This window comes from Gelatiniphilus marinus, assembly GCF_042684345.1.
Lineage (GTDB): Bacteria > Bacteroidota > Bacteroidia > Flavobacteriales > Flavobacteriaceae > Gelatiniphilus > Gelatiniphilus marinus.
Genome location: NZ_JBHULK010000005.1, coordinates 65,629 through 88,289, shown reverse-complemented (window position 1 = coordinate 88,289; position 22,661 = coordinate 65,629). Strand labels below are relative to the sequence as shown.

Sequence of the window (22,661 nt, the reverse complement as noted above, 5' to 3'; positions counted from 1 at the left end):
ATATAAGATTATTATAGCGACTTTTAAAAAGCATCTTACATTTAAATAGTCTTAACGGTAATGATTTTTACGGGACAGGCCTTGGCGGATTTGTAGCAATCTTCAAAAATGATATGGTCGTTGGATTTTAAGGTGGAAAACCCTTTTTTTTCCTTGGAGTGAAGCAGTACGGATTTGCCATCTTTTTTAGACATTCTAAATTGATTTGGGGCCAATTCTACACAATAATTACACCCTATGCACTTGTTGCGTTGCAGCGTTACTACTACCATTAGGCTTCTACTTTGTTTTCAACGATTTTGTATAGTTTATCTGAAGGCCTGATTCTAAAATCCAACGGAATAGTTACAGAATCGCCTTTTGTGGCTTTACTTAATGTTTCATCATTTACCAGCATTTCTTTTACCTCAAATTCTTTGGCTCCGGTTGTTGGCCCTGTGATTAAAATGGTATCGCCAATGTTTAAATTGAACGCTTCAATTTTAAACTCTCCAATTTTGGCTTTTGTGAAAAAATGCACGCCTTTGCCAATATAAACCTTTTTTTGTGTAGCATGAGACCCAGAACCTTTACTCCATTCGCCTAGTTTTTGACCTAAATAATAACCATTCCAAAACCCACGATTGTAAACTTTTTCCAATTCTTGCATCCAAACAATAACTTCTTGTTTATTGTAACTGCCGTTTGCAACACTATCAATAGCTTCGCGATAGCATTTAATAACTTTGGCTACATACTCTGGAGCACGACCACGCCCTTCTATTTTTAAAACCTTAATGCCTGCATCGGCAACTTGATCTAAAAAATCGATGGTGCACAAATCCTTTGGCGACATAATATATTCGTTATCCAGCTCCATTTCAAAGCCGGTTTCTTGGTCGATAACCGTGTATTTTTTTCGACAGTTTTGTTTGCAAGCCCCTCTATTTGCTGATGAGTTATAAGCGTGCAAACTCATATAACATTTACCAGAAACCGCCATACATAAAGCGCCATGTCCAAAAATCTCGATTTCAACAAGCTTCCCCGAAGGGCCTTTTATCTGCTCTTTTTCAATTTGTTCTGTGATTTTTTTTACTTGGCGTAAACTAAGTTCTCTACTTAACACCATAGTATCGGCAAACATGGCATAAAACTTAACCGTTTCTATGTTTGTAATGTTTATTTGAGTTGAGATATGCACTTCCATTCCGGCTTCTCTCGCGGCCATTATTACCGCTTGATCCATGGCTATAACCGCTGTAATGTTACATTGTTTAGCTTTATTAAGCAAGGTTTTAATAATGGATAAATCGTGATCGTAGATAATGGTGTTTAAGGTAAGGTATGTTCGTACGTTTTTAGCTTGGCAGCGTTTGGCTATTTCGGGCAAATCATCTAAAGTAAAATTAATAGATGCCCTGGCGCGCATGTTTAATTGCTCTACGCCAAAATACACCGAGTCTGCACCATTATCTAAAGCGGCTTGGAGGGATTCGAAATTTCCCGCGGGTGCCATTAATTCTATTTTCTGCATCATCACTTTTTATTTTTATCGGTTTTTAAAGTTTCGAAAATATTTCTTAAATCTTTTTTATAGGGCAAATGGTCTGCACGTCCTTTTTTAAAAATATCGTTGCTATTGCCTTGTCCTTTGCGGATTGCTTTTTGTTCTTCGAATGGTAGAGCATGAATGTGTTTACAAGCTGCAGAGCAACAATTATTCATTTCTGTTTTGCAGGTTTCGCACTGAATAAACAATAAATGGCAAGCATTGTTGGCGCAATTGGTATGCACATCAAAAGGGTTGCCGCATTGGTGGCATTGTGCTATTACATCGTTTGTAATTTTTTCGGCTCTGCGCTCATCAAAAACAAAATTCTTTCCAATAAATTTATTTTCTAGCTGTTTGTCTTTTACTTGTCGTGTATATTCTATAATACCGCCTTCTAATTGGTAAACATTTTTAAAACCTTTGTGTTTAAAATAGGCACTGGCTTTTTCGCAGCGAATGCCACCAGTACAATACATAACTAGGTTTTTATCTTCTTTATGGTTTTTTAAATCGTCTTCAATAATATCCAACGATTCTCGAAACGTATCCACATCTGGCGTTACGGCATTTTTAAAATGGCCTATTTCGCTTTCGTAATGGTTGCGCATATCTACCAAAACCGTTTTTTTGTCTTCAATAAAATTGTTAAAGGTTTCGGCATCTACATGAATGCCTTTATTTGTAACATCAAAAGTATCATCGTTTAACCCATCGGCAACAATTTTGTGGCGCACCTTTATTTTTAATTTTAAAAAAGACATGTTGTCTTGCTCGATGGCAATATTCAATCGAATGCCTTTTAAAAAATCGATAGTATCTAAATGGGTTTTAAAGGCGTTAAAACGATCTGCCGGAAGCGATAATTGCCCGTTAACACCTTCGTGCGCAACGTATATTCTGCCCAGAACATCTAAAGCATTGCAAGTAATGAATAGTTGATCTCTAAATTCTTGAGGATTGGCAATTTTAGCGTATTTGTAGAAAGAAAGCGTTAACCGATCTTTTCCTGCTTTTTCGATTAATGCTGCCCTTTCTCTTGCGCTTAACGTATTGTACAGTTGCATGCTATACTAATATTTAAGTTTAAAGACTATTTTTGATGCGCAAAAGTACGACTTTAATATTAATGCATAAAAAAGCACCTTTTTTAAATTAAAGGTGCTTAACAAACAGTTCGAGTTAGTCTATGTTCAAACCATCATTAGGTAAATTTCATAGCAAAAAATTTCCTGCGTTTGTTATATAGATGCAAAATATGCAAAAAGGTTGCGTGGTAATTTCGATTTTATATTGAAATAACATCATAAACATCAAAATGTTCAGGGTAGATTTTATTCTGGGTACAATACAATATCGAGGATTTTTCTTTTGTTTTAAATTGAATTTTCAAGTTGGGCTTTTGAAATGCTTTAGGAAGTGTAGCCGTTATTATAGAATTGTTTTCATTAATCTTAATGATAAAAACAGGCTCAGGGCCACCGCGACATGAGGTTTGGTTTAATACAGTTCCGGTTTGATTTAACGCGTCTTCATTTTGAGAATCACAAGAAACCAATATCATGCACAAAAAAGCAACTAAAATTTTAGAAATGTTTAAAAATAGCCAGCATATTATAGAGATGCAAAATATGTAAAAAGGTTGCGCGGTGTTTGGTATTCATTTTAAAAATCATCAAAAAAAAATTAATTTATTCGCTTAATATTTTAATGTTGAAAACTATTATTGTAACATGAAAAAAGATGTAGTATTTTAGCCTAAATAAATTTCAGAAAAACAGAAAATGAGCAACGAAAAAGAAAAAGAAGCTAAATTAAAAGCACTAAAACTTACTTTAGATAAGTTAGATAAAGCCTATGGTAAAGGCACCGTAATGAAAATGAGCGATGCCGCCGTTGTAGATGTAGAGGCCATTCCATCAGGATCGTTAGGGCTGGATATTGCCTTGGGCGTTGGCGGTTACCCACGTGGGCGTGTTATAGAAATTTACGGCCCGGAATCGTCGGGTAAAACCACGCTAACTTTACACGCTATTGCCGAAGCCCAAAAAGCAGGTGGTATTGCGGCTTTTATTGATGCCGAACATGCTTTTGATAGGTTTTACGCCGAAAAACTTGGTATCGATATCGATAATTTAATTATCTCGCAACCCGATAATGGCGAGCAAGCTTTAGAGATTGCCGATAATTTAATTCGCTCTGGCGCTATAGATATTGTGGTTATAGATTCTGTTGCTGCCTTAACGCCAAAAAGCGAGATTGAGGGAGAGATGGGCGACTCGAAAATGGGTCTGCACGCACGTTTAATGTCTCAGGCCTTAAGAAAACTAACCGCCTCGATAAGCAAAACCAATTGTACCGTAATTTTTATTAATCAGTTACGTGAAAAAATAGGCGTTATGTTTGGTAATCCTGAAACCACAACTGGTGGTAATGCCCTAAAATTCTATGCATCGGTAAGGTTGGATATTCGTCGTTCTACTCAAATAAAAGACAGTAACGGCGATGTTTTAGGCAACAAAACCCGTGTAAAAGTAGTTAAAAACAAAGTGGCACCACCTTTTAAATTGGCCGAATTTGACATTATGTACGGTGAAGGCGTAAGCAAAGTGGGAGAAATTTTAGACGTCGCCGTAGAGCACGAAATCGTTAAAAAAAGCGGCTCTTGGTTTAGCTACCAAGACACCAAACTGGGTCAAGGTCGAGATGCTGTAAAAGCCATTATTAAAGACAACCCGGAGCTCATGGACGAGCTCGAAGAAAAAATTAGAACCGCTTTAAAAGCAACAGAATAATTTAAAAATCCCGACTTATCGGGATTTTTTTTACAATTAATATAATTTTACACGCAACCTTTTTGCATATTTCGCATCTATTAAAGACAAAAACATGTATTAAAAAAAGAAAAACAAAAAAATTAATTGCAATGAAAAAGTTTGTCGCCCTAAGCTTAGCAGTGTTTTTATTTGCATCATGCAGTCTAGATGATGATAGCCAAAACTATAGCTTTGAAATTTTACCCATAGAAAGCGTTGATATCCCCGATGCATTTACTTTAGGCGAAACCTACCCGATAACGGTTTCCTATTTTAAGCCATCAACCTGTCATGCTTTTAAAGAGTTTTATTATTTAAAAGAAAATAACGAACGAACGGTTGCAGCCATTAATTATGTACTTGAAAAGAACAGTTGCGATACCCTAACAGACGAATTGGTAGAGGCCACATTCAATTTTATTGTTACCAGCAACGGCTCTTATATATTTAAGTTTTGGCAAGGCGAAGACACCAACGGGGAAGATAAATACCTAATTATAGAAGTGCCCGTTACAAATTGAGTTTAACCCATTAACAAATACATGTTTTAATTTGAGTTTAAGTCAACTCATAGAAAATTGTAGAAGTAATGATACTAAAGCCCAAGGAGAATTATACAAGCTCTTTTCGAGTAAACTATTCTCTGTGTGCTTAAAGTATTCGAGGAATTATGCCGAAGCCGAAGATAATTTACAAGACGCCTTTTTAACGATTTTCGATAACATAAAGCAGTATAAAGGCAAAGGCTCTTTTGAGGGTTGGCTAAGGCGAATAACGGTAAACACCGTTTTACAACGTTACCGAAACGAAAAGGTTTTTGATATTGTAAGTGAACATGCAGCCGATGAGGTTGAATTAGAGATCGACGAGCACCAGGTTCCCATAGAATACCTCTTAAAAATAATTCAAGAATTGCCAGACCGCTACCGTTTGGTGTTTAACCTTTATGTTTTAGACGGGTATTCGCATAAAGAAATAGCGATAATGCTAGATATAAACTTAGGCACATCAAAATCCAATCTGGCACGTGCACGCCAGATTTTAAAGGAAAATATTGAGAATCACAAAGCAACACAACGTTTACAATCCTTATAAATGAACGATAAAAAACATATAGACAGACTGTTCCAGGAGCGCTTTAAAGATTTTGAAGCCACGCCCAATGATGCTGTTTGGAAACATATTGAAACCCAACTTAACAAGAAAAAGAAAAAACAACGTATTATCCCTGTTTGGTGGCGCTACGCTGGCGTTGCAGCTTTACTTGTGCTTTTGTTAACCGTTGGCAGATTGGTTTTTAATGATGCTGATAACCACAATATTGTACCTCCGCAGGTTGTAGATACAAAAGATGGATTTTTAGAAGACTTAAAAGGAGATTCGAACAAAGGCGACAATAACACTTTAATTGATTCCAATATAAATGAGGATAAAATTATTGACGAAAAAGAAGCAGTTGCAACCACGAATACAGAAAAAGATTCATTAAAAGAAGCTACTCAAATTAAAAATAATATTGAAAAAGCTTCAGATGGCACCGTGCCTTCAAACAAAACATCGGTTGCCGAAAACGCAAGTTCAAAACACAAAAACGAAGGCACACAAAAAACGCTGCAGCCATCAAATAAAAAAACAATTAATTCTGAAGCTATCTTAAAAACGGATAACACTACCGCAGTTGCCCAAAATTCAAAAGAAAAAAATAAAGAGGTCATTAAAAAAACAAATGAAAGCCCTCAAATCGACATTAAAAAAGCTTCCGAAATAATTAACAATTCAACAAAAAACAATACCGCTATTGCCAATGCAAAACCCAACGATATTTTGGCAGATACAATAACCAAAAGTATGGCCAATAAAAATGCTAAAGACAACACCCATAGTATTGAGGAAGCATTAGAAAAAAACAAAGATATTATTGAAGAAGAAGAGTACGAAAAATTAAACAGGTGGCGTATTGCCCCAAATGCTGCCCCTGTTTATTTTAGTAGTTTAGGCGAGGGCTCATCCATAGATCCGCAGTTTAACAATAACGCTAAAAGTGGCGAACTTAACATGAGCTACGGTATAAAAGCCAGTTATGCGGTTAATAAAAAACTAAGTATCCGCACGGGCATTAACAAAGTTAATTTGGGTTACAACACCAATAATGTTGTGGTGTTTCAATCTATAAGTTCAAGTTCGAGCGCGTTGCAAAATGTAAATTCAAACAGCAACATATCTGATGCCGTTTCAATTATTAGCGGTAATAATTTAAGCTCTGCAAAAAGTCCGGAAGCTTTTGCAAAAAGCTCAACTACCTCCATTAATCAGGCTATGGGTTACATTGAAGTGCCTTTGGAAGTTCAGTATGCACTTACAAATAAAAAATTGGGTGTTAACCTTATTGGAGGCTTTAGCTCGTTCTTTTTAAATAAAAATGAAGTTTTCTCAGAAATTTCGGGCTCTCGAACCCTTTTGGGCGAAGCGAATAATATTAACAACGTAAGTTACAGTGCCAATTTTGGCGTGGGATTAAATTATAAAGTTTCAAAAAAAATAGATTTGAATTTTGAGCCGATGTTCAAATATCAAATCAATACGTTTAATAACACGTCCGGTAATTTTAAACCTTATTTTATTGGGGTTTACACCGGGTTTGCTATTAAGTTTTAGGTTTTTGGTTAGATCTAGGTATGGGTTTCCTTTTAAGCTCGGAAACCCATATCGAAAAAGAACTGCTCGCCCCAGAGCAGTTCTTATTTATTATAATCTTGCAATTGCCTTAAAATTACCTGTCTGGCCGCTTGGTTTAAAGCTTTGGTGTCTTCAACCGTTAAATTTTCAGTATATAAAAACTTATGGACTTTAACGCGCATCTTTCCAGGGCTTCCGCTAAAAAATATATACGAAAAGCGTTTTTTATTATCGGCAAATGTTAAGGGCACAACGGGTATTTTGTGGTTAATGGCCAACCGAAAAGCACCATCTTTAAAGCTATCGAGCTCTATATGCTCTTCTGGCACACCACCTTCAGGAAAAATGCAAATGCTTACACCAGTTTTCAATCGGCGTTGCGCTCTTAAAAAAACGGCTTGCCTGCTTTTAGCAGAGCTTCTATCAACTAAAATACAGGTGCGTTTATAGAAAAATCCGAAAAGCGGAATTTTAGCCAGCTCCTTTTTTCCAACAAAAACAAACGGGTTTTTAACCGAAACCAACATTAGCATAATATCGGTCATCGATGTGTGGTTGGCAATAAACATGTAGCTTTTGCCTTTTTCCGGTGTTTGTTCGCGCTCAATTAGAGGCCTAAAGCCCATGCCCATTAAAATAAATCGAGCCCAAAAACGCGCTAATTTAAAAAAGAACGGATACCAAGATTCTTTTAAAATAGATATTAAAAGAATGGGAAACATAATAAGTATGGGTAAGGCAACAAGTATATAAAACCAAATGCGGTACAATACCCAAAAAATATATTTAAAAATGCTCATGGAGCCCAAAAATACGTAATTGTATTGAGCAATTCTATTAAAAAAATTACCTTTGTCCGAAGAATAAAATCTGAGTTTTAATTTAAAAAGATTTCCACTTTCGTGGAAATGAAAACATGGCAAGAATACTTACAGGCATACAAAGTACCGGAACACCACATTTAGGAAACATTTTAGGCGCTATTATGCCAGCAATAAATATGGCAAACAACCCTGAAAACGATTCGTTTTTGTTTATTGCAAATCTGCACACATTAACTCAGATTAAAGATGCTGAAACATTGCGGAACAACACCTATTCTACCGCTGCCACATGGTTAGCTTTTGGATTAGATATTGAAAAAACCGTGTTTTACAGACAAAGTGATGTGCCACAAGTAACCGAATTATCGTGGTATTTAAGTTGCTTTTTTCCCTACCAACGTTTAACCTTAGCGCATAGTTTTAAAGATAAAGCCGATAGGTTAGAGGATGTAAATTCTGGACTATTTTACTACCCTATGCTTATGGCGGCCGATATTTTATTGTACGATGCCAATATTATCCCTGTTGGGAAAGACCAATTACAGCATATTGAAATGACACGCGACGTAGCATCGCGTTTTCATGCTAAAATGGGAGACACTTTTGTGTTACCCGAAGGAAAAATACAAGAAAACACCATGCTTATTCCGGGGACTGATGGCGAGAAAATGAGCAAGAGCAGAAATAACATCATCAATATATTTTTAGATGATAAAAAACTGCGCAAACAAATTATGGGTATTCAAACCGATAGCACGCCACTTGAAGAACCAAAAGATTGGAACACCTGCAATTGCTTTGCGCTTTATATTTTATTGGCTTCCGACGAACAAATTGCTGCCATGAAAGCCAATTACGAAAATGGCAATTATGGCTATGGGCACGCAAAACAAGCTTTATTTGAATTGATTGTTGAAAAATTTGCAACACAACGCGAACGTTATAATTATTATATGAATAACCTTGAGGAAGTTGATAAAGCCTTAGCTATTGGTGCTGAAAAAGCGAAAGTAGTTGCCGATGAAGTTTTGAATCGAGTTAGGGAAAAGGTTGGGTATTAACAAATCAGTAATGGTATCTACATTGAATAATTGTAAGTATTTGTTCTCCTTTATTTCCAGAGACTTTGTACACTAACCTGTGTTCATGTGTAATTCGTCTAGACCAATAACCACTTAAGTTTTCTTTTAAAGGTTCTGGAGTTCCTATTCCGTCAAAAGGGGTTCTTTGCGTGTTTTTAATTAATCTGGTTAATTTATTAAATATTTTTTTATCAGTACTCTGCCAATAGCAAAAATCCTCAAATGCATGACTTGAAAAATAGACATCCATTAAACTTCAACTTTTTTCAAATCATTTTTTTCAACCTCCGCAATAGATTCTTCTAAGCGTTTTCTGTTTGCTTCAGTTGCTGTTAAGTAATTAGTTTCAATTAAAGAGTTATATTCGCTTAAAGGCATAATTACAACAGCATCGTCATTCTCAGAATTTCTAGGAATTAAAAGTGTTTCGCAAGATTCAGAAACCAGATCTAAAAAGTATTTCATTCTGTTTCGTAAAGATGTAGATGTTATTGTTTTCATTTTATAATTTAGGTTTAATTCATTAAATACAAAAGGCATACCAAATGTACATTATTATGTACATTATTGTTGTTGTTGTTGATACTAATTATCTATTTTAACTAGCGCATATATAGTTTGCATCTATATATAAATTAAACAACCTCAAACAATTTCCCGGGTAGCGGCCTTATTACACCTTTAAGTTCCATGGTCAACAAAATACTCGCGACTTTAAATATGGGCATTTCGCAATTAATGGCGATCACATCAAGTAGTTGTTTATTGTTGGCTTTTAGATAATTATAAATGATTTTTTCGGTTGTATCCAACTCAACAAATAGTTGCTTTTGTATAGCTGGTTTGGTTATTGAGCCTGTCGAAATATCGTCTAATTGCCAATTCAACATATAAGGCACATCCAACGGGTTGGTAAGCATGTGGGCTTTTTGGTGTTTAATTAAATTATTACAACCCACACTTTGCGAATCTGTTGTGCGCCCCGGAACCGCAAAAACATCGCGGTTATAGGAATTTGCAATATCGGCAGTAACCAAGCTTCCGCCTTTTTGGGCAGATTCTATAACAATGGTAGCTTCGCTTAAGCCAGCAATAATTCTATTTCGTTTTAAAAAATTGTTTTTGTTAAAGGTATCGCTACTCCAAAAATCGGTAAAAAACCCACCGTTTTTTTCAACCTCAGCCATATATTTTTTATGCACTTTGGGGTAAATGGTGTGCAGCCCATGCGCCAAACAACCAATGGTTTGTAAGTTGTTTTTTAATGCCGATTTATGCGCGGTAATATCAGTGCCGTAAGCAAAGCCAGAAACAATAACTGGGTTGTAAACCGAAAGGGTTTCAATCAGGTTTTCGCAAAAAGCAATACCGTTTGTTGTAATTTTTCTTGTACCAACAATGCTAATAATACGTTTTTGCCGCAAATTGATGTTGCCCGATTGAAAAATTAAAATAGGCCCATCAATGCAATGCTTTAGCTTTTCTGGGTAGTTATCGTCTTTAAAATATAAAAGCCTGAGTTTGTTTTCGTTTATAAATCTTATCTCTTTTTCGGCTTCTTTTAAATGATGGGGTTTATACAAATCGCTTAAAGTAACAGTGCCGATTCCATCTATTTTTAGCAAATTTTGCTTTTTTTCCTTTAAAACCGCTTCGGCAGAACCACAGTGCGCTATAAGTCGTTTTGCCATAATATCGCCAATATTTGGTACATGCTGCAAAGCCAAAGTGTAAAGCAAATTATTTTCTGTCATGATAAGCGTTTGGTTTTAAAGCTACAATAAAAGAATTTTTAGAGTGTTAATAAATACTTCGGCATAAATTTTATGTAAAAGCATATTTTTTTAACTTTGTTTTTATGCAATTAGAAACCTACATAAGCGATTTACTTTACAGATACGAGTGCGTTACCATTCCAGAATTTGGATCTTTTTTAACGCATCGGGTATCGGCAAGCATTAACGATTCCAACAACATGTTTAATCCGCCAAAAAAAGCGGTGTCGTTTAACGAGCAAATTCAACAAAACGATGGTTTGTTGGCACATTATATTGCCGATGTTGAGAAAATACCTTTTGAGATTGCCACCAAAAAAATTGCAAAACGCGTTAAAATACTTAAATCGTATTTAACTGAAGGCGAAACACTTACGTTTAATAATATTGGCGAATTGGTGTTTAACAATGAGGGTAAAATTTTATTTGAACCAACTTACAAACTAAACTATTTAACCGATTCGTTTGGATTATCTCAATTTATATCGCCATCTGTAACTCGCGAAGTATATAAAAAAGAAGTCGATCAAATAGAAAATGTAATTCCGCTTACCGTTACACCCAAAAAGAGTACTTCTGCAGGCTCAGCAACCACAAAAAGGCCGTATTTAAAATATGCCGCCGTAGCCTTAGTAGCCTTAACGCTTGGTGGTTTTGCCGCTTCAAATTTTTATGTGAATCAAATTGAAACGCACAACCAGCTAGCACAAGAAGCAGCCTCAAAACAACTCGATACCAAAATACAGCAAGCTACTTTTAGCTTAAATCCGTTGCCAGCAATTACCTTAAATGTAACCAAACAAACAGGTAATTACCATATTGTTGCAGGGGCTTTTAGAGTTGAAGAAAACTGCAATAAAATTATTGCGCAACTAAAAAAAGAAGGTTTCAATGCCAGAACCATTGGTGTAAACAAATACGGTTTGCACGAAGTAGTTTACGCAAGTTACCAAACCGGTAAAGAAGCCCTTAAAGCCATTCGCGAGATTAGAAAAACACACAACAAAAACGCATGGTTGTTGGTTAAAAAACTAGATTAGTAAAAATTGCTGCTCTCTGCATTTCCCTTCAGATAGCATAAGCCTAAGAAAACAATTCTGTAGTCTTTATTACATTCGGCTTTTCGCTGCCTAAAAATCTTTAGGGCTTTCTTGCCAATTACCTTTATTTAATCTCATTGGCTTTTAACGGCCAAAACGCAGGGCAATAAAAAAATTACTTCTGGCTTAACCTGAAATCTATCAGTTTGTTAAGTATAAAAATAAGTTATTTCTTCAAAAACACTGCGGATAACCCGTAAAAAACTACATAATTTGAAGATTGTCTATAATATATGTTTTTAATCTAAAAAAAACTTTTATTTTCAACGTAATTTTTTAACTAACAACCAACCCAAATGAAAAAATTATTACTATTTACCTTAATGTTTACTTTTGCTTTTAGTTTTTCGCAGAGCAAAGATGCCCAAAAAGCAGAAAAATACTTATCCAGTAAAGGAGAGTTAACTTTTACCTTTAAAGTTAACAGTAAAAATGAAATTGATAATTTCACAAAAGATCTTTCAATAGTACATTACAACCCAAAAACTAAAACGGTTAAAGCATGGGCTAACAAAAACCAATTTAGAGTCTTTCAAGCAAAAAATATTCCATACCAAGTTCCTGTAAGCGAAAATGAAGTAGATGCAGATTTAATTTATGACAATCCATCTAAAGCTTCAAAAAACCAATCTGCAAAAGGACTTGCCAACACGCTTAATTTTCCTGTGGCTAATTACCCAACCTATGCCCAATATGCCCAACAAATGCAGGATTTTGAAAACGACTACCCAAACCTAGTAGATAAATTTAGCATTGGCACAACCACTCAGGGCGATAAAGAATTATTATTTGTAAAAATATCGGATAATGTTACAATCGATGAGCAAGAACCAAAACTCTTATTTACCTCTTCAATGCACGGCGATGAAATTGCAGGATATCCGATGATGTTGAGCTTGATAGATTATATATTGACTGTGTACTCAAATCCTATGCACAGCGATCATGCCAGAGTAAAAAACTTGGTGGAAAATTCTGAAATCTGGATAAACCCAAATGCCAATCCAGATGGCACATATCATAATAGCCCATCTAATACCTCAGTAGTTAACGCCAGAAGAGGCAATGCCAATAATGTAGATTTAAACAGGAATTATCCAGATAATGTACAAGGAGCACATACCGATGGCAATGCCTATCAAACTGAAACCCTTGCGTTTATGGCTTTAGCAGATGCTAATCACTTTGTTATTTCTGCCAATTTTCATGGCGGTACAGAATTGGTAAATTATCCGTTCGATAATGCCTATTCAAGCCAATATACGCATCCAGACGGCAATTGGTTTGAATTTACGGGAGTTGAATATGCGACAAACGCTCAGAATGATAGCGATGCTCTTGGCGACACTACTTATATGACTATTGATGAAGACAGCAATGTATATCCAAGTCTAGGAGTAACCCATGGTGCAGAATGGTACCGTGTTTACGGTGGCAGACAAGATTTTATGAACTTTTACCATCAATGTAGAGAAATAACAGTTGAATTATCTGATACCAAAATTTTGCCCGAAAGCCAATTGGTAAATTACTGGCTTTACAACCGCGATGCGTTGTTAGATTACTTAACCCAAGGCACTTATGGTTTTAGAGGCACAGTTAAAGATGCAAATACAAACACTCCTATAGAAGCTACTGTAACCATTGTTGGGCATGATGCTTATGGCTCGCACACGGTAACCGACATTTCACATGGCGATTACTACAGACCAATAAAAGGTGGTACTTACGACATTCTGTTTGAGGCACCTTGTTACCAGTCTGAAACTTTATCTGGGCAAACCATATCAGATTACCAATCACTTACATTGCCTGATGTTTTATTTACACCAATTGGATCTGTAGCTCCTACAGGTCTATCCACCTTTAATTTAGGGGCAAACACAGCGTCTTTAAACTGGGACACCACCTCTGGTGCAACTTACGATTTAAGGTATAGAGAAGTTTGGGCTTCAACATGGACTAACGTAAATGGATTATCTAGTGCCTCAACTAATTTAACAGGTTTAACCGCTTTAACACAATACGAAGCTCAAGTTAGAAGTAATTGTAATGGCGGAAGTAGTTCGCCTTATAGTAGTTCTGTAAACTTTACCACCACAAATGTTCAGTTAAATTACTGTAATTCAGCAAGCACAAATGTAAATGACGAATATATAGGAAGAGTACAATTGAATACTATTGATAATAGTTCTGGAGCTCAGTTTTATACTGATTTTACAAGTATTTCAACTACATTAACTAAAGATACGCAATTTACGATTACAGTTACCCCAATATGGACAGGAACGATTTATAATGAAGCATATTCTGTTTGGATTGATTATAATATTGATGGTGATTTTGATGATGCGGGTGAACAAGTTTGGACTAATGCCCGAACCAATTCAACACCAGTTAGCGGAAACTTTACCATACCGTCCGGAGCAGTTGAAGGCTCTACAAGAATGCGTGTTTCTATGAAATATAATGCAATTCCAACATCTTGTGAAACTTTTCAATATGGCGAAGTTGAAGATTATACCGTAATCATTCAAGGACTGATTGATACAACAGCACCCGTAATCACCCTCAACGGCGCATCAACCATCAACCTGAACGTGGGCGATGTTTATACCGAACAAGGTGCAACGGCAACTGATAATAAAGATGGCGACATAACAGCAAGCATAATTACTGCAGGCGATGCGGTTGATACCAACGTAGCAGGTGCTTACATAATCACCTATAATGTAAGCGATGCGGCTGGCAATCCTGCAACTGAGGTTACACGAACGGTAAACGTAATTCCAGATACAACAGCACCCGTAATCACCCTCAACGGCGCATCAACCATCAACCTGAACGTGGGTGATGTTTATACCGAACAAGGTGCAACGGCAACTGATAATAAAGATGGCGACATAACAGCAAGCATAATTACTGCAGGCGATGCGGTTGATACCAACGTAGCAGGTGCTTACATAATCACTTATAATGTAAGCGATGCGGCTGGCAATCCTGCAACTGAGGTTACACGAACGGTAAACGTAATTCCAGATACAACAGCACCCGTAATCACCCTCAACGGCGCATCAACCATCAACCTGAACGTGGGCGATGTTTATACCGAACAAGGTGCAACGGCAACTGATAATAAAGATGGCGACATCACAGCAAGCATAATTACTGCAGGCGATGCGGTTGATACCAACGTAGCAGGTGCTTACATAATCACCTATAATGTAAGCGATGCGGCTGGCAATCCTGCAACTGAGGTTACACGAACGGTAAACGTAATTCCAGATACAACAGCACCCGTAATCACCCTCAACGGCGCATCAACCATCAACCTGAACGTGGGCGATGTTTATACCGAACAAGGTGCAACGGCAACTGATAATAAAGATGGCGACATCACAGCAAGCATAATTACTGCAGGCGATGCGGTTGATACCAACGTAGCAGGTGCTTACATAATCACCTATAATGTAAGCGATGCGGCTGGCAATCCTGCAACTGAGGTTACACGAACGGTAAACGTAGCCGAGGTTCCAAATGGATGTACTGGAGGCATTTCTTCATTTCCTTATGCCGAAGGTTTTGAGAATACTTTGGGCGCATGGACACAATCTGCATCAGATGATATAAATTGGACAGTTGATGCCAATGGCACACCTTCAAATAATACGGGGCCATCTAGTGCTACTCAAGGCAGTTATTATGTTTTTGTTGAAGCTTCAACACCCAATTATCCAAGTAAAGGAGCTATTTTAAACTCGCCTTGTTTTGATTTAAGTGGATTAGCGGAAGCCACATTCAGCTTTAAATATCATATGTACGGTTCTTCAGATATGGGGACCATAGATTTGGAAATTAGTACTGATGAAGGCACTACGTGGACAAGTATTTGGAGCCAATCTGGTAACAAAGGAAATTCATGGCAAACTGCAAATGTTGATGTGTCGGCTTATACAGGTGGCGGTATTCAATTACGATTTAACAGATTTGTTGGTGGTACTTGGCAAGCAGACATAGCTATTGACGATGTTAGTTTGGTTGAAGGAGGCGTTGTGGTTACCCCATGCTCTGGTGGTATTACAGCATTTCCTTATACGGAAGGTTTTGAAAACACTTTAGGCGGATGGACACAATCAACCGAAGACGATATAAACTGGACCGTTGATGCCAACGGCACACCTTCAAACAATACAGGGCCATCTAGTGCTGTTCAAGGCAGTTATTATATTTTCGTTGAGGCATCAGGTAATGGTACAAGATACCCTAACAAACAAGCCATTATTAATTCACCTTGTTATGATTTAAGTGGCGAATCTTCAGCAACATTCAGCTTCAATTATCACATGTATGGAGCTTCAGATATGGGCACCATTGCTTTAGAAGCTAGTAACGATAATGGTATAAGTTGGACAAACATTTGGAATGAATCCGGTAACAAGGGCAACTCGTGGCAAACGGCAAATGTAAATCTATCAGCCTATGTTGGCAGTAGTGTCCAGTTACGATTCAATAGAATAACAGGTAGTACTTGGCAAGCCGATATAGCTATCGATAATATTAATTTAACAACATCGTCAGCCTTAGCTAAAAACAATTCAAACAAATTGTTAGATGTAAACACAAATACTTTAAATACATTTAAACTGTATCCAAACCCCGTTAAGGGCGATGTTTTAAACATCCAACTATCCAAAGGCACAAACATGTCTTATAAAATAATAAATATGTTGGGGCAAGTTGTAAATACAGGAAAAACCACAAAAGAAGTTATGGTAAATAACCTTGAAGCTGGAATGTATTACATTGAAGTTAATAATGGTACTGCAACCATGACAAAGAAGTTTATAAAAGCGAACTAACATTCCCTTTTTTAACCTTGAAAAAAGTCCAGTTAATAGTTTTATCTGGACTTTTTTCATTCATTTTATTGAGGTTTTGTAACCCAAAACGGTTTATTATACGTGTATAATTTCATCATCGCTCAAAAGCGCATCGCCACGCAACCTTAAAAATATCTGGGCCACGGCAATGGTATCTTTTTCGCAGTATATAATGATGCGATCTATGTCGTTTTCCTCATAATACACCTTATAGACTTCGCTACCGTCAATATCGTCTTTTGGTGAAGGAATGCCCAAAACATTGGTGAGTAATTTTAAAGAGGTATAGGTTTTGTAATCGCCGAATTTCCAAAGTTCCAGCGTATCTAAATGCGGAACTTCCCATGGTTTTTTCCCGAACAGATTGAGTTTGTACGGCAATTCGATATTGTGGATTATCATGCGTCGCGCAATGTACGGAAAGTCGAATTCTTTACCATTATGGGCACAAAGCAAATGTTTGGTTTCACTAAAATGAGCGATTAAAAGGTTTTTAAAATCTTTAAGAATTTTAATTTCATCACCATAAAAAGACGTGACCCGAAACGTTCTGCTATCGCCTTGATGTGTAAAATAGCCCACCGAAATACAGATTATTTTCCCAAATTCCGCCCAAATTCCGGCACGTTCGTAAAACTCTTCTGCAGTAAAATCGTCTTTGCGTTGGTACTGCGATTTTTGTTCCCAAAGCGCTTGTTTGGTGTCGTCTAAATCAGAGAAACGCTGGGTTTCCGGAACGGTTTCAATGTCCAGGAATAGGATGTTTTCTAGGTTTAGTTTGCTAATCATTTACTCTTTTTTAATAATTCCGATAGCCTTTTCCAATGGTTCGTCAATACCATTTTTAATACCCTCAATAGTTGGTTTTACCTCAACATCGGGTATAATGCCAATCCGTTGGGTTTCGGTGCCGTCTGGATAATATACGCCAATTCCAGAAAATCTAGTCAACAAACCACCAGGTAAATACATTGAAACAACATTGCCGTCCGCTCCAGCCGTTGTACTGCCAACTATGGTAGTGTTATCGGCTGCTCTAAATGCCATAGCGGTATATTCCGATTGACTTTGAGAATCTTCATTGACCAAAACAACCAATTTATTTTTATAGGTTTCGCTTGGTTTTGGAATTTCATCACCTCGCTTTAAAACGAATTCTCCGGGATTATTGATATTGCCAATAGTAAATTTAGCAAATTGTGTGTTTTCTGAAACAAAATAAGTGCCCAACATAAACGGAACGAAGGTTGAAGGGTAATTACGAATATCGATTATAATACCTTTGGTATCTTTAAACGCTTCTTTAATTACTGGAATATCTTCTTTTTTAATGAATTGCAAAGTAATATATCCAATGTTTCCATCTAATATTTTATAACATTTACCTTCCCATTTGTACCAGTCTAAATTTAAGTCACTTTTTTCATAAAGTGGTAAACGATGTTGTTTGTTTTGATTATTTGATATGAATTTAATGCTGATTTCCTTTTTATTTGAACGCAAAAGATCTCTGGAAATATCCCTTAGTTTTGATGTTTTATTTGAAGCGGGGTAATACGGACTGATGCTATCGACTATGGATTCGATTGGTTTTTCATTGATGTGTGTAATAATATCCCCAGCTTTAACTTTTGAAGCGTCTTTAAATTCGGGATTATAATAATCGGTTACCACAAATTTATTTTGGATAAACTGTAATTTAAACGACGGATAATATTCGCCTCTTCGATTTTGTACATTATTAAACCCCACAGAAGTAGTTGCATGCGTATCGTTTATTTCGCTTATTAATAAAATGGTGATTAATTCATATTCTAATTTATTTTTAGAATTAATGAATTTTGGAATGTACTCCTTTAAAATAGTATTCCAATCTTTATCCGTTACATATTTATACGGGAAGAAATATTGCATCATATTCCAATACCTATACAACGCTAATAGTTTAAATCCAGCGTCTTTATAAGACATGTTGTAATACTTATTCTCATTCAAAAATTTAATACGATCTGCAACAGCATTAATATAAAAACCATTTCCTTGATGCCTGTTTTTATAGATATGATTTAATTTATCTTTTAATTCAGCACTTAAACCAAAAGCGTTTATCCACGCGTGGTCTGGTTTTACAAAAGCGTTTTCCGAAGTGTCTTTGCAGGATTTACAGGGTTCAACTTTGCCTAAATTATCTATCCAATTAACCAACAACGCATCTCTTTCAGCATTGGATTTAACTTGATTGTATTTTGGTAAAATCCTAAACAATTCGTAATCCCAATTATAGTTTCCTTTGGCAATCTCTGGATGATGGTATTTTAAAAAGCCCCAAACTCTACCCAACACGTCTAAATTTGTAATACGTTTATCATCAAGTTTTGGGAAAGTAATGTTTGAGCCCAAATCGAAAGCTTTATCGAGTTCTGCTTTTAAAATGGGTTTTTCAATTTCTTTTAAGGTTTGAATGTTTTTGCCGTCAATAGTTAAAACAAAATCGTCAAACCACGCTTCGCCTGTACCATCCAATAAACCCGCGACATAAATGGTTTTTGCACCGTCGGGGTAAGGAAGTGTGATTTTGTATTTTTGCCAATCTTTGGTGCCGTTTATGTTTTGGTCTTTCATATTATCGAAGCCCAAAATTTCGCTTTCCCCATCAATTCTTAAAAGTAAACCTGCAAAGCCATTTTCAATATTTTTAATTTTCATATAGCCTTCAAGCTGAATGGATTCCCCTTCGTAGTTTGCAGGAATAGCATAGGCTATACTGCCAAAAGAACCTTCTTTTTCTCCTGAATTGATTTTAGCTGAAAATTTTCCAGAACGCACATGTAATGTATCGGCTTCTAAATTATATTTGCCCCATTTAAACCATTTATTGGGGAGACCCAATAGCCTGTTATATTCCTCAAAATCTAAATTGAACTTTTTTGTGTTTTGATTTTGCGAACACGACTGAAACGTTAAAAAAAATATGCTTAAAAAAAGAATTATTGTTTTCATAATTGAATATTTCAACTAAAGAAAATTAAAAATATTTTCTTACAACTTAATAAAACGTTAAATAACAAAACATTAGGGTTTATAAATTGTAACCCAACATATTATAAGCTTCTTCAATATAAGTAAAAATATCCCCCGTAAATTGCCCAACTTTGTTGTTGTTTCCTTTGGAATGCCCAAGTCTAACGATGATAATATTGTCGCTAGGCTCAACAATTACATATTGCCCGAGGTGCCCGCGCATCATAAAAAAATGCTTATCGCCAATGCTTTTTAGCCACCAGCCATAACCGTATTGTGGACTTTCGGGAAAACGCGGTTTTAAGGATTTTGCCACAAAAGCAGAATCCAGTAGCTGTTTGCCGTTCCATTTGCCGTGGTCTTTGTAAAGTTTTCCAAAACGCGCAAAATCCTTGGCGTTACTGGCAATACAGCAATAGGCCTTTACCAGATCGTGATCTTCGCTATCCACTTGCCAAAGGGTTGGGTTTTCGCAATTCAAAGGTTTCCAGAAACTTTCGGTTAGGTAATCGTATAGTTTCTTACCTGTGGCTTTTTCAATAACCATAGCCAACATTTGGGTGTCTCCACTTGAGTATTTAAAAGCTATTCCTGGTTCTTCAACCACTTTTAAACCCAACATCACTTTTTCCAAATCGTCATCAAAATAGGCGCGTGTTGTAATGGACAAAGGCGAATAGTATTTTTCGTCCCAATTGGTGCCAGATGCCATAGACGATAAATCGCCAACCGTCATTTTAGCGGCCAATCCTTCTCCAAATTCCGGGATAAAATCGCTAACCGGTTGGTCTAAACTTTTAATATAACCCTCTTGAATGGCTTTTCCCATAAGCCCGGACACATAGCTTTTGGCCATGGAAAACGAGTTGGTTTTAGAGTTTTCGTTAAAAGCGTCGTAATAATTTTCAAACCATATACTATCGTTTTTTATAATCACATAAGCAATGGTGCCATTCGTTTTATTGATTTGTTTTAAGCCTTTTGATTCTTGAACGGTATTGTAGTTTTTATGATTTGGCCAGGGCTGGGGCGTGCCGTTTTCAACCACTTGGTTGTCAAATTTTTTGTAATCTTCTAAATATGCCGTAGAATGTCCGGTAAGATAAATGGTTCTAACCGCTTTAAGCAAATAATCGGTATCGGTGGCGTAAAGTACAACGACCAACAAACCGAATAGGATGATTATCCATTTTAAGAATTTTTTCAGGAATTTCATTTTAAGAATTTTAGTTGAAATAAATATAGGAAAAATTTTATGTTTTCAGACAACTAAAACAGCGATTGTTGTTTATAAGGGCTTTCGTGCTCTAACAGCCATTTTTTTCGGTGCAATCCGCCAGCGTAACCGGTTAAACTACCGTCGCTACCAATAACACGATGACACGGAACAATAATCCAAAGTGGGTTTTTGCCATTGGCATTGGCAACGGCGCGAATGGCTTTTGCATGGCCCAATTGTTTGGATAATTCTAAATATGAAAGGGTTTTACCATAAGGGATTTGCTGAAGCGCTTTCCAAACTTTTTGTTGAAAATCGGTGCCTTTGGGGTTGAGGTTTAAGTTGAATTGTTTGCGAGTGCCTTCAAAATATTCGTTAAGCTGAATAGCGCAATCTTCTAATTCAATAGGGATAATATCGGTGGTTTTTTCTTCTGATTGCCACTTTCGTGGGAAAGAAAAATCAGTTGTTTCTCCTTCGGAGGTGTCTAAAGTATTTAAAACTGTAATTGAAGCAATACCAACTTCATCACCAATAATTTTAGTGAACCCCAAAGGCGTTTTGATGATGCAAGTTTCCATTAATCCTCGGTAATAGTGTCGTCTAGAATCCCCAGTCTTTTGGCTCGGGCCTCCCAGTTTTTTCTAGCCTGCACCTGTAAATCTGATACGTTGTCGCTTTCATCCATAATCTCTAAACCGAGCAAGGTTTCAATAACGTCTTCCATGGTTACCAATCCGCTTACGGTACCGTATTCATCAACCACCAAAGCCATGTGGTTTCGGGTTTCTACAAGCTCTTCAAACAGTGTTGGAATGGCCATGTTTCGGGTTACGATGATGATGTCCCGTTTCAATTCCGAAAGTTTTTTGCTGCCGTTACCAAGTGCCATTTCCTTAAATACATCGTCTTTTAAAACCAGTCCTTTTATATTGTCTTCGGAATCTAAATAAATAGGAACCCTAGAAAAGCGAAGGTTTAGATTTTGATTGAAAAAATCTTCAACGGTGGTATCTCCGCTTTCTGTTTTTATAACGGTTCGCGGTGTCATCACATCTTTGGCTTTAATTTCCTTAAAGGTTAAAAGATTTTTAATGACCTTACTTTCAGATTCCTGGAAAACACCTTCTTCGTGAGCTATATCTGCCATGGCATGAAAATCTTCTCGACTTAAAATACTGCCATGTCCTTTACCTCCAATAAGCTTAGTAGTGAGCTGAAGCAACCATAGCAAACCCGTCCATTTTAAAGGAAAAATTAAAACCTTTAGGGCTTTGCTTGTAAAATTCGCTAACGATTTCCAATAGGTAGCGCCAATGGTTTTCGGGATGATTTCTGAGGCAACCAGTATTAAAATAGTCATAATTGTAGAAACCACACCAACCATTAAATCTTCGGTAAACCTAAGTCCAAAAATAGTTCTTGTTTGCGAACCGTATAATTCTACGTAAGCCACTTTTGCCTGTACTCCAACCAAAATAGCACCAACGGTGTGTGCAATAGTGTTTAAAGTTAGGATAGCTATTAACGGCCTATCCACATCTTTTTTTAAGGCTTCCAAAGCTGATGCATAGTCTTTGCCTTCTTGCTTTTTTACATTTATAAATGTTGGCGTAACGCTAAGTAGTACAGCTTCTAAAATAGAGCATAAAAACGAAAAAAACACTGAAACAAAAGCGTAAAACAGAAGTAATCCCATAAGAAAATTTAAAGGTCTAAAATACTAATTTCAATCGA

At 36.5% G+C, this 22,661-nt stretch carries 19 protein-coding genes; 7 read left to right on the top strand and 12 right to left on the bottom strand.

Annotated elements, in window-relative coordinates; translation table 11 throughout:
• Window positions 1-41: 41 nt before the first annotated feature.
• The 3 genes from ACFSQS_RS12410 to trhO are packed head-to-tail and all read right to left on the bottom strand — an operon-like array spanning window position 42 to window position 2,598.
• Window positions 42-272: a ferredoxin gene (locus ACFSQS_RS12410; RefSeq protein ID WP_388019324.1), complete on the bottom strand. Its 231-nt coding sequence runs from the start codon at window positions 270-272 to the stop codon at window positions 42-44.
• Window positions 272-1,516 carry a peptidase U32 family protein gene (locus tag ACFSQS_RS12405; protein WP_388019646.1) on the bottom strand — a complete coding sequence of 415 codons (1,245 nt, stop codon included), beginning with the start codon at window positions 1,514-1,516 and terminating at the stop codon, window positions 272-274. The genes ACFSQS_RS12410 and ACFSQS_RS12405 overlap by 1 nt, the downstream gene beginning before the upstream one ends.
• 2 nt (window positions 1,517-1,518) lie before the next feature.
• The gene (gene trhO / locus ACFSQS_RS12400; RefSeq protein ID WP_388019321.1) at window positions 1,519-2,598 is read right to left on the bottom strand and encodes an oxygen-dependent tRNA uridine(34) hydroxylase TrhO; all 1,080 of its coding nucleotides are present in this window, start codon (window positions 2,596-2,598) and stop codon (window positions 1,519-1,521) included.
• Between the two features lie 717 nt (window positions 2,599-3,315).
• Here trhO and recA point away from each other — a divergent pair.
• From recA to ACFSQS_RS12380, 4 genes are all read left to right on the top strand, one after another.
• Window positions 3,316-4,326, top strand: a complete 1,011-nt coding sequence (gene recA, locus ACFSQS_RS12395) for a recombinase RecA (protein WP_388019318.1) — start codon at window positions 3,316-3,318, stop codon at window positions 4,324-4,326.
• 131 nt (window positions 4,327-4,457) lie between these two features.
• The gene (locus tag ACFSQS_RS12390) at window positions 4,458-4,868 is read left to right on the top strand and encodes a hypothetical protein (RefSeq protein ID WP_388019315.1); all 411 of its coding nucleotides are present in this window, start codon (window positions 4,458-4,460) and stop codon (window positions 4,866-4,868) included.
• 31 nt (window positions 4,869-4,899) lie between these two features.
• Window positions 4,900-5,442: an RNA polymerase sigma factor gene (locus tag ACFSQS_RS12385; RefSeq protein ID WP_388019312.1), complete on the top strand. Its 543-nt coding sequence runs from the start codon at window positions 4,900-4,902 to the stop codon at window positions 5,440-5,442.
• On the top strand, window positions 5,443-7,002 hold the full coding sequence (locus tag ACFSQS_RS12380) for a hypothetical protein (protein ID WP_388019309.1): 1,560 nt from the start codon (window positions 5,443-5,445) through the stop codon (window positions 7,000-7,002).
• A gap of 83 nt (window positions 7,003-7,085) precedes the next feature.
• Here ACFSQS_RS12380 and ACFSQS_RS12375 read toward each other — a convergent pair whose 3' ends face one another.
• Window positions 7,086-7,823 carry a lysophospholipid acyltransferase family protein gene (locus ACFSQS_RS12375; RefSeq protein WP_388019306.1) on the bottom strand — a complete coding sequence of 246 codons (738 nt, stop codon included), beginning with the start codon at window positions 7,821-7,823 and terminating at the stop codon, window positions 7,086-7,088.
• Window positions 7,824-7,939: 116 nt separating this feature from the next.
• Here ACFSQS_RS12375 and trpS point away from each other — a divergent pair, with 116 nt between their 5' ends.
• The gene (gene trpS / locus ACFSQS_RS12370; protein ID WP_388019303.1) at window positions 7,940-8,908 is read left to right on the top strand and encodes a tryptophan--tRNA ligase; all 969 of its coding nucleotides are present in this window, start codon (window positions 7,940-7,942) and stop codon (window positions 8,906-8,908) included.
• A gap of 4 nt (window positions 8,909-8,912) precedes the next feature.
• Here trpS and ACFSQS_RS12365 read toward each other — a convergent pair whose 3' ends face one another.
• The 3 genes from ACFSQS_RS12365 to dprA form a co-directional block, all read right to left on the bottom strand.
• Window positions 8,913-9,179: a Txe/YoeB family addiction module toxin gene (locus tag ACFSQS_RS12365; protein WP_388019300.1), complete on the bottom strand. Its 267-nt coding sequence runs from the start codon at window positions 9,177-9,179 to the stop codon at window positions 8,913-8,915.
• A complete protein-coding gene (locus tag ACFSQS_RS12360; RefSeq protein ID WP_388019297.1) occupies window positions 9,179-9,430 on the bottom strand; it encodes a type II toxin-antitoxin system Phd/YefM family antitoxin in 252 nt (83 codons plus the stop codon). Before ACFSQS_RS12360 ends, ACFSQS_RS12365 begins: the two co-directional genes overlap by 1 nt.
• Before the next feature lie 134 nt (window positions 9,431-9,564).
• On the bottom strand, window positions 9,565-10,683 hold the full coding sequence (dprA, locus tag ACFSQS_RS12355) for a DNA-processing protein DprA (RefSeq protein ID WP_388019294.1): 1,119 nt from the start codon (window positions 10,681-10,683) through the stop codon (window positions 9,565-9,567).
• A 104-nt stretch (window positions 10,684-10,787) separates the two neighbouring features.
• On the opposite strand from dprA, the gene ACFSQS_RS12350 reads away from it, so the two are divergent.
• Together ACFSQS_RS12350 and ACFSQS_RS12345 are read left to right on the top strand one after the other, a co-directional pair.
• Window positions 10,788-11,744, top strand: coding sequence for an HU domain-containing protein (locus ACFSQS_RS12350; protein WP_388019291.1), 957 nt, complete (start codon window positions 10,788-10,790; stop codon window positions 11,742-11,744).
• Window positions 11,745-12,100: 356 nt separating this feature from the next.
• The gene (locus tag ACFSQS_RS12345; RefSeq protein ID WP_388019288.1) at window positions 12,101-16,663 is read left to right on the top strand and encodes an immunoglobulin-like domain-containing protein; all 4,563 of its coding nucleotides are present in this window, start codon (window positions 12,101-12,103) and stop codon (window positions 16,661-16,663) included.
• Window positions 16,664-16,759: 96 nt separating this feature from the next.
• Here the strand turns inward: ACFSQS_RS12345 and ACFSQS_RS12340 are convergent, their stop codons facing one another.
• The 5 genes from ACFSQS_RS12340 to ACFSQS_RS12320 form a co-directional block, all read right to left on the bottom strand.
• Window positions 16,760-17,473 (bottom strand): 3'-5' exonuclease, encoded by a 714-nt coding sequence (locus ACFSQS_RS12340; protein ID WP_388019285.1) that lies wholly within the window; start codon window positions 17,471-17,473, stop codon window positions 16,760-16,762.
• The gene (locus ACFSQS_RS12335; protein ID WP_388019282.1) at window positions 17,474-19,684 is read right to left on the bottom strand and encodes a S41 family peptidase; all 2,211 of its coding nucleotides are present in this window, start codon (window positions 19,682-19,684) and stop codon (window positions 17,474-17,476) included.
• A 79-nt stretch (window positions 19,685-19,763) separates the two neighbouring features.
• Window positions 19,764-20,921, bottom strand: coding sequence for a serine hydrolase domain-containing protein (locus ACFSQS_RS12330; RefSeq protein ID WP_388019279.1), 1,158 nt, complete (start codon window positions 20,919-20,921; stop codon window positions 19,764-19,766).
• Window positions 20,922-20,974: 53 nt separating this feature from the next.
• Window positions 20,975-21,505, bottom strand: coding sequence for a methylated-DNA--[protein]-cysteine S-methyltransferase (locus ACFSQS_RS12325; protein WP_388019276.1), 531 nt, complete (start codon window positions 21,503-21,505; stop codon window positions 20,975-20,977).
• Window positions 21,505-22,623: a CNNM domain-containing protein gene (locus tag ACFSQS_RS12320; protein ID WP_388019273.1), complete on the bottom strand. Its 1,119-nt coding sequence runs from the start codon at window positions 22,621-22,623 to the stop codon at window positions 21,505-21,507. Before ACFSQS_RS12320 ends, ACFSQS_RS12325 begins: the two co-directional genes overlap by 1 nt.
• Window positions 22,624-22,661 lie beyond the last annotated feature (38 nt).